This is a genomic window from Lactobacillus helveticus DSM 20075 = CGMCC 1.1877, from assembly GCF_000160855.1.
GTDB classification, from domain to species: domain Bacteria; phylum Bacillota; class Bacilli; order Lactobacillales; family Lactobacillaceae; genus Lactobacillus; species Lactobacillus helveticus.
This window is the reverse complement of sequence record NZ_GG700754.1, coordinates 11,158-20,791: the sequence shown is the minus strand read 5'-3', so window position 1 is coordinate 20,791 and position 9,634 is coordinate 11,158. Positions and strand designations below refer to the sequence as shown.

The 9,634-nt window shown below is 37.2% G+C and carries 9 protein-coding genes and 1 pseudogene; 7 read left to right on the top strand and 3 right to left on the bottom strand.

Annotated features, from left to right (window positions below; translation table 11 throughout):
• Window positions 1-15: 15 nt before the first annotated feature.
• Window positions 16-555: a GtrA family protein gene (locus HMPREF0518_RS05045; protein ID WP_003626776.1), complete on the bottom strand. Its 540-nt coding sequence runs from the start codon at window positions 553-555 to the stop codon at window positions 16-18.
• The gene (locus tag HMPREF0518_RS05040; RefSeq protein ID WP_003626773.1) at window positions 548-994 is read right to left on the bottom strand and encodes a flavodoxin; all 447 of its coding nucleotides are present in this window, start codon (window positions 992-994) and stop codon (window positions 548-550) included. Before HMPREF0518_RS05040 ends, HMPREF0518_RS05045 begins: the two co-directional genes overlap by 8 nt.
• A gap of 142 nt (window positions 995-1,136) precedes the next feature.
• On the opposite strand from HMPREF0518_RS05040, the gene map reads away from it, so the two are divergent.
• From map to HMPREF0518_RS05005, 7 genes and pseudogenes are all read left to right on the top strand, one after another.
• Window positions 1,137-1,964, top strand: a complete 828-nt coding sequence (gene map / locus HMPREF0518_RS05035; RefSeq protein WP_023192259.1) for a type I methionyl aminopeptidase — start codon at window positions 1,137-1,139, stop codon at window positions 1,962-1,964.
• A gap of 8 nt (window positions 1,965-1,972) precedes the next feature.
• Window positions 1,973-2,896 carry a YihY/virulence factor BrkB family protein gene (locus HMPREF0518_RS05030; protein WP_003626769.1) on the top strand — a complete coding sequence of 308 codons (924 nt, stop codon included), beginning with the start codon at window positions 1,973-1,975 and terminating at the stop codon, window positions 2,894-2,896.
• A 61-nt stretch (window positions 2,897-2,957) separates the two neighbouring features.
• Entirely contained in the window at window positions 2,958-3,857 is a 900-nt protein-coding gene (gene galU / locus HMPREF0518_RS05025) for a UTP--glucose-1-phosphate uridylyltransferase GalU (RefSeq protein WP_003626768.1), read from the top strand.
• Between the two features lie 64 nt (window positions 3,858-3,921).
• A pseudogene (locus tag HMPREF0518_RS05020) lies at window positions 3,922-5,249 on the top strand (RNA-guided endonuclease InsQ/TnpB family protein).
• A 233-nt stretch (window positions 5,250-5,482) separates the two neighbouring features.
• On the top strand, window positions 5,483-6,643 hold the full coding sequence (locus HMPREF0518_RS05015; RefSeq protein ID WP_003626762.1) for a thiolase family protein: 1,161 nt from the start codon (window positions 5,483-5,485) through the stop codon (window positions 6,641-6,643).
• Complete coding sequence (locus tag HMPREF0518_RS05010; protein WP_003626761.1) at window positions 6,643-7,854, top strand: hydroxymethylglutaryl-CoA reductase, degradative; 1,212 nt, start codon at window positions 6,643-6,645, stop codon at window positions 7,852-7,854. Before HMPREF0518_RS05015 ends, HMPREF0518_RS05010 begins: the two co-directional genes overlap by 1 nt.
• Window positions 7,854-9,017 carry a hydroxymethylglutaryl-CoA synthase gene (locus HMPREF0518_RS05005; RefSeq protein ID WP_003626760.1) on the top strand — a complete coding sequence of 388 codons (1,164 nt, stop codon included), beginning with the start codon at window positions 7,854-7,856 and terminating at the stop codon, window positions 9,015-9,017. Before HMPREF0518_RS05010 ends, HMPREF0518_RS05005 begins: the two co-directional genes overlap by 1 nt.
• A 38-nt stretch (window positions 9,018-9,055) precedes the next feature.
• Here HMPREF0518_RS05005 and HMPREF0518_RS05000 read toward each other — a convergent pair whose 3' ends face one another.
• Window positions 9,056-9,340: a hypothetical protein gene (locus HMPREF0518_RS05000; protein WP_003626759.1), complete on the bottom strand. Its 285-nt coding sequence runs from the start codon at window positions 9,338-9,340 to the stop codon at window positions 9,056-9,058.
• Window positions 9,341-9,634 lie beyond the last annotated feature (294 nt).

Genomic DNA, 9,634 nt, shown 5'->3' with positions numbered 1-9,634 from the left:
CAAAGAGCAGCAAAATTAATTTTTGCTGCTCTTTTTATTTTCTTGTTTATTTTTCTGTTCTTGAATCCGCATCTTAGCTCGTTCAATCATGGTATGTTCTTGATTTTGAAAGACTGATCTAGTAGTTAAATAATTGAATACACCAACTAGTACTTGGTCAATGATCTTAACAAGCAAAGCATTTAAATGAAGCCAAGATAATCCTACCAACATAATTAAAGTATCTGGAATTAAACTAATTACGCGGTAAGTAAAGAAAACTATTAATTTGTGCCATGTGCTGTGATCATGATCGACATTATTAATAAAAACGGCTTTTTGGTTAAAGTAAAATGATGCCAGGTTAGACACAATAAAAGCAATGGTATTGGAAATTACCATTACGCTGTGCCACCAAGAATGAAGCACCATAAAGACTAAAGTATTAATTAAGGCAGCCACGAAGCCGAAAATCATGTATACCCAGAGATTACGGTGTCTTTTAAGCAACTTTTGCCCTAATTGTCGAATTTGAGCTTGATCGACAGCAGTAACTTCTTTTTTATTTTTAGTCATGTAGCTTATCAGCCATTTCCTTTGCAGCTTGGTCAATCAGATCGATAGCTTCATCGTCAGGTGCATTTTCAATAGTGACGGGCTTAGTAATTTCAGTAGCACCACATTCTTTAAATGCCTTTTCATAGTCAAAAACATTTTCACAGAAATGTTCGCCATAGGTCTTATCTCCAGAACCCATCACAGCAAAATATTTACCACTTAAATCCAAGGCCTTTAATTCTTCATAAAAGTCTGCAATTTCGTCGGTCATTGCACCTTCACCATAAGTATAAGTAATGAAAATACAAAGATCGCTTTCTAAGTAATCACTGGCATCCGTGAAACCAACATCGCTTGTTTCAACGTCAAAGCCATAGTCTTGAAGATCTTCTTCTAATATATCTGCCATGTCTTCATCATTGCCAGTCATACTGGCGTAAACAATTCTTGCTTTCATGATTTTTCATACCTTTCACTGCATTATACGACACTTTATTATACATGAAACTTCGGTTTTTAGCCCAGATTTGATAAACTTTTAAAAATATTCAGTAAAACGTTATAATAATGAGGAATATATTTTTAAAGGAGAAATTATTTTGATTACAATTAAATCAATCAGAGAACTTAAAGGTATGCAAGCTTCAGGACACCTTCTTGCAACAATGTTTGAAGGCTTGCGCGATGTAATTAAGCCAGGAATTTCAACCTGGGAAATTGAAGAATTCTGCCAAGACTTCGTTAAGAGTCGTGGTGGTCGTCTTTCAGAACAAGGTTTTGAAGGCTATAAGTATGGTACTTGTATTTCAGTTAACGATGAAATTGCTCACCAAATTCCAAGAAAAGATCGTATCTTAAAGGAAGGCGACATCGTTAAGGTTGATGTAACTTGCAACTTGAATGGTTACGAATCAGATTCATGTACTACTTATCCAGTTGGTGAAATTTCAGAAGCTGACAAGAAGTTGATCGAAGTAACTAAGAAGGCAATGTACTTAGGGATTGATCAAGCTGTTCTTGGTAACCGTATCGGTGATATTGGTGCAGCTATTCAACATTGGGTTGAAGATGAAAATCATTACGGTGACGTCCGTGAATTAATTGGTCACGGTATTCAACCATCAATTCACGAAGATCCAGAAGTACCACACTGGGGTAAAGCTGGTCATGGTATTCGTCTTCGTGAAGGTATGACTATTACCTGTGAACCAATGGTTGAAGCAGGTGGCGATTGGCACATTGATCAAAGAACGGTTGATGATCCTAACGATGATTGGGTATACTACGCAACTCCAGATGGCTCAAATGCTGCTCAATTTGAACATACCTTTGCTATTACCAAGGATGGTCCTAAGATTTTAACTTTGCAAAAACCATATGATGGTTTAGAAAAATACATCCCTCACTTTGATGAGATGGATGACTAGGTTCTTGAATGAAAAATGAGACAAATCGATCTAATTCAAAAATAAGTGATTTCTTTCTTACCTTGCGTACAATTCTGTCACAGGGTGAGATTATTGATAGTTCAATAGTAATTGCCTATTATATTTTGTTTTCAATCTTTCCGATTATCATTATTATCGGAAATGTTCTGCCTCTATTTCATATCGATACAGCTCCCATTGCAAAATATTTAAATTTGATTTTTCCAGATCAAGTATCTAGCTTTATCATGCCAATCATCAATTCTTTGTTGAAAACGACATCTACTGGCTATATTTCATTTGGTATTATTTTGGCGATTTGGTCCTTTTCTAATTTAGTTAATGCTATTAGATTAGGCGAAAACCGACTGTATGGTGTCCATCAAGTGGAATTAAAGCTCTCAATGCTTAATTCCTTGTGGACAAGATTAATTATGGTCATCTTTACCACCTTGATGATTATTATCTTTACTGCAGTTGGTGTAGTATTGGCGTTTGGTCAAGAATTGCTAGATTTAATGGATGCAATATTTAAGATACCTGTTCATGAAGTGGGTAAAATATTTAGCTATCGCTATCCAGTAATTTTCTTGATTATAATTTTGGCGGTATTTTATTTAAATTATGTATTGCCAAATATTAAGCTGAAAAAACGGGTAATTTGGCCAGGTGTATTTGTTACTTCATGTGGCTGGATTGCATTATCGTTTTTATTTAGTTTTTACTTGCATAATTTCCCGATTACTTGGAAAAACTACGGAATTGTCGGTACGTTCATCATTTTTATGTTGTGGTTGAACATTGCTTCACTATTATTTTTATTTGGTGTAGCCGTCAATGCCACGATTATTCGTAACCGGATCGGAGAACTTGAGTATTCTGCTGGTAGAATTGCTAGCTACATTCAAGATAAAAGAAGGAAGCAAAAGTAGCTCTAAAATCATAATTTTGCTATGATACTGTTAAGAAATAGAGAATAGAAAGTGTGTCTGTATGAAAGTAAGAAAAGCTGTTATTCCAGCTGCCGGTTTAGGTACTAGATTCTTACCTGCAACAAAGGCTTTGCCTAAAGAAATGTTGCCAATTGTTGATAAACCAACAATTCAATTTATTGTAGAAGAAGCCAAGAAGTCTGGTATTGAGGATATTTTGATCGTTATTGGTAAGAATAAGCGACCAATTGAGGATCATTTTGATTCTAATCCAGAACTTGAACAAGACTTGGAAGAAAAGAGCAAAAGCAAATTACTTAAATTGACCCAAGGAATTACCAATTTGGGTGTCAATTTGTACTATACTAGACAACCACATCCAGCTGGTTTAGGGGATGCAATTTATCGTGCTCGTAGCTTTGTTGGTGATGAACCATTTGTAGTAATGCTTGGTGATGATTTGATGGATGATCAAGTGCCTTTAACCAAGCAATTGATTAATCGTTACGACAAGACACATGCCTCTACTATCGCTGTAATGCCTGTACCTCATGAAGAAGTTTCTAAATATGGGGTAATTGAACCTGAAAATGAAATCATGCCTGGTTTGATCAACGTTAAGTCTTTTGTAGAAAAGCCTGATGTTGATAAAGCTCCAAGTGATTACGCTATTATTGGCCGTTACTTGCTTACACCAGAAATTTTTGATATTTTAGCTCATCAAAAACCAGGTCGTGGCGGAGAAATTCAATTAACAGATGCCATTGATACGATGAATAAGACACAACGCGTGTTTGCTCATGTATTTAAAGGTGAACGTCATGATGTTGGTAATAAAGAGGGCTACCTTGAAACCTCTATTGAATATGGACTAAAGCATCCTGAGATTAAGGATCAATTACGTGCATATATTAAGAAGTTATCTAAGCAATTTGAAGCGGAAGATAAAAATAATAAATAAAAAGCAGATAATTGTTTACAGACTACGCGAGAGCTTAGTATTTTTATATTTTTTAATGAAAAACATGAAGCAAATGAGCAGTTTAGCCTATCATTTTGGTATTAAGCTGCGCTTTTATCCTAGTTCCAAGCAAAAGAAAATAATCAAGCTGAACTATGATGCCCAGCGTTTTGTCTATAACTCTTATGCAGGACGTAATCGGACTAATTATCATGCTCGTCGTTTTCTAGCTGTTAAACAAATTAATGCAATGCCATTTGCTTTCCTATTCTTAATGATTATGAAGCCAAGCTGGCAGAAACAGTAGTTGCTAATGACGAGTTATTAGCTAAGCCCAAGAATATTCGCGATGCTTATAGCTTCTTACGCGTTAAAGAAATTGATAGTCTAGCGCTGGCCAATGCTATTCAGAACTATCGCAAGGCCTGGAACCACTATCGTAAAATCGGGCATGGAATTCCAACCTTTCACAAGAAACGCAGCGATTGGTCATATCAAACCAACTGCCAGTATCCCAAACAAAAGGAAGCTTATCTTGATAATGGAACAGCTAAGTTTATTGATGCTAAGCACGTTAAATTGCCTAAGCTGGGCGTTATTTGCATTGCTGGCTTGAGAAAACTAATTAAGGATCGTTTGCTTAAGCGTGTTTCAACTAGAATCGGAACAGTTACAATTAAAAAGACTGCTGGTGACCAGTTCTATTTGTCAATGCAATTAGGCAGCGATATAGCCTTTGCTCAAAAATTGCCTAAAACGCAGAGTCAAATTGGGATTGATCTTAATTTAGACAATTTCTTGACTGATTCCAATGGAGCAATGGTTGCCAACCCCTGCTTTTACCGTCAAGTTAAAAAGAAGCTTGCCCACGTCCAAAGCGTCCTCTCTCGCAGGCAAAGACGTGCTAAGCAAGAAGGGCACAATTTGCGGATGGCAAAGAATTATCAAAAACAGCGACTATTAGTTGCTAAACTGCACGCCAAGATTTGCAGACAGCGTGAAGATTTCTTGCAAGTCCTTTCAACTGCATTAATCAAAAAACACGATTTAGTAGTTGCTGAGGAGCTAAGAAGCAAGAACCTGCTTAAGAATCATGCCTTATCTCAAGCAATCTCTGATGTGGGCTGGCGCCGTTTTCTTAACATGCTGGCCTATAAAGCCAAGCTATATGGCAAAGAATTCCAGACAATTGATCCCAAGTATACCACTCAGCGTTGTCATAATTGTGGCACAATCATGGGACAAAATGGCTGCCGTAAGCTAAAGTTAAAAGATCGTGAATGGACTTGCCCAATGTGTCAGACCTATCATATTCGCGATTGGAATGCGGCGGTAAATATTCTTGAAAAGGGCTTAGGCAGTTGGAAAAATCCTAAAAAACAAGCTGCTTAAAAAGTGGGAGTCCGTTAGCAACTCGTGGACTAAAAAGGCTTTGGTAATTAGGCGACCTCTATCAATAATAGTCATAAGATTATTAGTGACAAGCCCAGCCTGTATCTAAGCAAGTTGGTGTTCTGGTTTAGCGTAAGCTAACGAGCCACCAAGCTTCAGAATTTATTCTGGGGTAGTTGACATATTTTTTGTTATGATCATAGTGTTAATAATACAAATGGAGAAAAATAGTGATGAAAAATATTTATATTGTAGCGGCCAAGAGAACACCTTTTGGCAAGTATCGTGGATTTTTTAAAGATGCTTCGTCAATCGATCTTGGTGTAATGGCGTTAAAGGGAGCTTTAAAAGCAGGAAATATTGATCCTAATGATGTTCAAGAACTTTTCATGGGAAATGTGTTGAGTACAGGCTTAGGTGAAAATATGGCCCGACAGGTTGCTCTTAACTCAGGGATGAGAAAAGAATCAACTGCGGCAACGATTAATGATGTTTGTGGCTCAAGTCTTAAGGCTGTTCGTCTGGCTCAAGGTCAAATGGAACTAGGCGACCTGGATTTAGTCGCAGTGGGTGGTAGCGAAAGCATGACTCGTACGCCATATTTTGTTAAAAAAGAGAATAAAGAAAATCCTGCAGATCATTTAGTAAATACTATGATTAATGATGGTTTGATGGATGCTTTTTCTGGACAACATATGGGGATTACCGCTGAAAACGTTGCTCAAAGATATCATGTTAGTCGTGAAGAAATGGATGAATTTAGTCTTCGTTCTCATAAAAAAGCGGCAGATGCAACAAAATCCGGCTTTTTTGATAATGAAATTTTACCAATTGAAATTAATGGTGAGACTTTAGATCATGATGAACCAATTCGTTCTGACACTTCTATGGCAGCATTAAGCCAATTAAAACCTGTCTTTAAAGAAGATGGTGATGTGACAGCTGGCAATTCCTCACCGTTAACAGATGGAGCTAGTATGTTGGTATTAGCCACAGAAGACAAGGTTAAAGATTTGAACTTAAAGCCAATCGCTAAGCTGGGGGGCTTTGCGGAGGCTGGATTTGATCCTGCTTATATGGGATATACGCCATATTTTGCTGTGAAAAAATTGCTTAAAAAGACAGGACGTTCAATTAATGATTATGATATCGTGGAACTAAACGAAGCTTTTGCTTCACAGAGTGTAGCAGTAGCAAGTGATTTGCAAATTCCTGATGATAGATTGAATATCATGGGCGGTGCTATTGCATTAGGACATCCGTTAGGTGCTACTGGAACTAGATTGATTTGTTCTGCAATCAGTGGCTTGAAGAAAGAGCAAGGTCAACGTGCATTAGTAACCTTGTGCATTGGCGGTGGCCAAGCAATCGCATATGAAATCGAGAATATCTAATGAAGTTTTATCAATTGAAGCCTGAGCAAAGGCGAGAAATTTTACAATCTGAAGGAATAAATTTAGAAGATATTGATGATCAGGTTCTTAATCGCTTAGACAAATTAAGCGAGAATGTTGTGGGACAATTGCGTTTGCCTTTAGGAGTCGTGCAAAATTTTCTGCTAAATGGGCAATCGTATATGGTCCCTATGGCTGTAGAAGAACCTTCAGTTGTAGCAGCTGCCAATCATGGTGCTCATATTTTTGCACGTAATGGCGGAGTTAAGGCAACTAGCAAGCGCACAGGAATTTATGGTCAAATTGTTTTAAAGGTAAATCATGATTTTTCTTTACCAGATTTAAAAAAGAAATTTCCGGATTTAATCGATTTGGCTAACAAAGAATTTGCTAGTTTGATTCGTCATGGTGGTGGAACTAGATCAATTGAAGCTGAACGAAAAGGTGATTTAGTTTATCTTAAAGTTTTGGTTGATCCCGCTGAAGCAATGGGAGCAAATAAGACGAATTCGATCTTGGAATTTTTAGCAGCTAAGTTAAAACAATTTCCAGGCATTGAAGAAAAATTATTTGCGATTTTGTCCAATTATCCTAGTCAATTGACTAAAGCGACGGTGACTCTTGATCCTAAGACGATGGGCGGTAGGAAAGTGGCTGAACGCGTTGCTTTGCTTAGCAAAATTGGTTATGAAGATCCATATCGAGCAGTAACCAATAATAAAGGAATCATGAACGGCGTTGATGCCGTGCTGATTGCAACAGGAAATGACTATCGTGCAATTGAAAGTGCGACTGCAGTTTTAGCTAGTCAGGATAGACATTATCGCAGTCTGTCTAAATGGACGATGCAAGATGGCAAGCTAGTTGGTGAACTCACTTTGCCGATGGCTATTGGAGTAGTTGGCGGCTCGATTAAAGCGCGCAAGGATGTCCAGCAGAGCTTTGCTATTTTAGGTAAGGAAATAAATAGTGCTAAGTTAGCTGAAATTATTGTCAGTGTTGGATTAGCTAATAATTTAGCAGCGCTGCTAGCAATTTCTACTGTGGGAATTCAGGCTGGTCACATGAAATTGCAAGCACGCAATATTGTTTCGGAACTTAATGCTAGTGATGAGGAAAAGAAAAAGGTATTAGCGCAAATAATTAAGCAAAAGGATTATTCTGAGAGTTATGCTCGGGCTGTTTTAAAGCAAATAAGAGAGGGAAAATAATGCGAGTAGGTATTGATAAGATTGGACTTTTTACTCCTAATAAGTATGTAGATGTGGTTGATTTGGCTTATGCTAGAAATGAAGATCCAAATAAGTATTTGATCGGTATTGGTCAAAGTGAGATGAGCGTGGCAGATCAAACCCAAGACGCTGTTTCAATGGGAATCAATGCAACGATGAAGTACATTGATCGCATTGACAAGGATAAGATTGGTTTATTGGTCTTTGGTACTGAAAGCGGCATTGATCAATCTAAGTCAGCTTCACTTTTTGTTAAAACAGCACTTAAATTAAAACCAGAAGTAAGAACTTTTGAAGTAAAAGAAGCGTGTTTTGGCTTGACTGCGGCTTTAATGATCGCACGTGATTTTGTTAGAGTGCATCCTGACCAAACAGCAATGGTGATTGGTAGTGATATCGCGCGTTACGGCATTGGTACTGCTGGTGAAGTGACTCAAGGTGCCGGTAGTGTAAGCATGCTGATTAAAGCCGATCCAGCTATCTTGGCTTTAAATGATGGTCATAGTGCATACAGTGAAGATATTAATGACTTTTGGCGTCCAAACGATTCTAAATTAGCAATGGTTGATGGCAAGTATTCAACCCAGGTTTACCTAGATTTCTTTAGTAAAACTTTTGCAGATTATAAGAAGCAAAAAAAGTTAGAAACAAACGATTTTGACGCAATTATTTATCACTTGCCATTCACAAAGATGGGGCTTAAGGCAAATCGTCTTGCAGTAGCTGATCAAGATGAAGCAACTACTGAGAAATTGCAAAACTCATTTGATGCTTCTAAGCAATTATCACGTCGGGTTGGTAATATTTATACTGCCTCTCTTTATATGAGCTTATTGAGTTTGCTTGAAAATGGCAATTTGCCAACTGGTGCCTTAGTTGGGTTATTCTCATATGGATCAGGTGCCATGGGCGAATTCTATAGCGGCAATCTTGTAGAGGGCTATAAAAAAGAAGTTAACGCTGCTGGTGATGAAAAGATGCTTAAGCGTCGTCAGAAGGTTAGTGTTCCTGAATACGAAGAGATCTTCAATACTGCATTAGATGATCCAGAAGATAATGAGGAATTGACTAGTGACGATGAAAAAGGTACTTGGTATTTTGCAGGTACTAAAGGCAATATTCGTCAGTATAAAGTTAAGTAAAATGAAAAAGGCTATGATTAAAAATGATCGTAGCCTTTTTACATAAGGATAATTTGATTGCTTTCTTCTTTGATTTGCAATCCGAAAATATGATGTTCTTCTTGGTCCACTGCTATTAAAAGAGGGATGCCGCGGTTATGCATATGACCAACTAAGCGGATAAGTTTGGCTTTAGTCATCGCATTTTTTCCTGGATAAAGAAGACAGCGGCCATCTACCAGGGTTAGTTTGCCCCAAGGGACAATTTTATCGTCTATTTTTAGATAAAAAGCAGTATTAATATTTAAATCGTTAATTAATTGAAGTAAATCTGTTAAGCGCATTTTCAAGTATAATTAAAATTAGTAATAATCATTAACTATTATAAAATGAATAATGAAGTAATTTAATACGGAAGAATCAAAATGAAGAAAAAAATAATATTATCATCCCTAGCTTTAGCCGGATTAGGTTGGTTAGCAGTTAGCGACTACTTGACTACTTCTTTAAATATGCGATGACCACCTATAAGAAAAAGCTGGAATCTAAAAAGCTATCTGGTAGGGATGCACTCTATCGCGACAAGATTTGGTTTAAGGAGTTTGAAAAAACAAGAATGGATTTTAAGAGTAGATCCT